This is a genomic window from Acinetobacter sp. NIOH-H-8 (assembly GCF_046635365.1).
In the GTDB taxonomy this organism is placed as follows: Bacteria; Pseudomonadota; Gammaproteobacteria; order Pseudomonadales; family Moraxellaceae; genus Acinetobacter.
On sequence record NZ_JBHDVN010000243.1, the window covers coordinates 1 to 424 of the forward strand.

A 424-nucleotide genomic window follows, 5' to 3' on the forward strand; every position below is an offset into this window, starting at 1 on the left:
GCCTGGGAATATGGCCGCGACTATGTCTTTTCGCATCTGGGCGGCGATGAGATGGCGTTACAGTATTCCGACTACGATAAAATTGCGCTGGGTCATGCGCAATATATTGATTTTGCAGTGAAATATGCGAATAAAGTAGCGTTTATCGATACCGATTTCGTCACCACCCAGGCATATTGCAATAAATACTAAGGGCGCGAGCATCCGATTGTCCAGGCGCTGATCGACGAGTATCGCTTCGACCTGGTGATTTTGCTGGAGAATAATACGCCGTGGATAGCTGACGGACTGCGAAGCCTGGGCAGTTCAGTGGATCGCAAAGCGTTCCAGAACCTGCTGGTCGAGATGCTGAAAGAAAACAACATTGAGTTCGTTCACGTTAAAGAGGCTGATTACGATGGCCGCTTTTTGCGCTGTGTGGAAC

General features: G+C 49.1%; 1 protein-coding gene and 1 pseudogene. Both read left to right on the plus strand.

The window, feature by feature from the left end; genetic code table 11:
- Positions 1-192, plus strand: a pseudogene (locus tag ACEWB7_RS18030) (multifunctional transcriptional regulator/nicotinamide-nucleotide adenylyltransferase/ribosylnicotinamide kinase NadR); the annotation flags it as partial.
- Positions 193-222: 30 nt separating this feature from the next.
- Positions 223-424, plus strand: a 202-nt coding sequence (locus tag ACEWB7_RS18035) for an AAA family ATPase (protein ID WP_411581091.1), incomplete at its 3' end; no start/stop codon positions are given.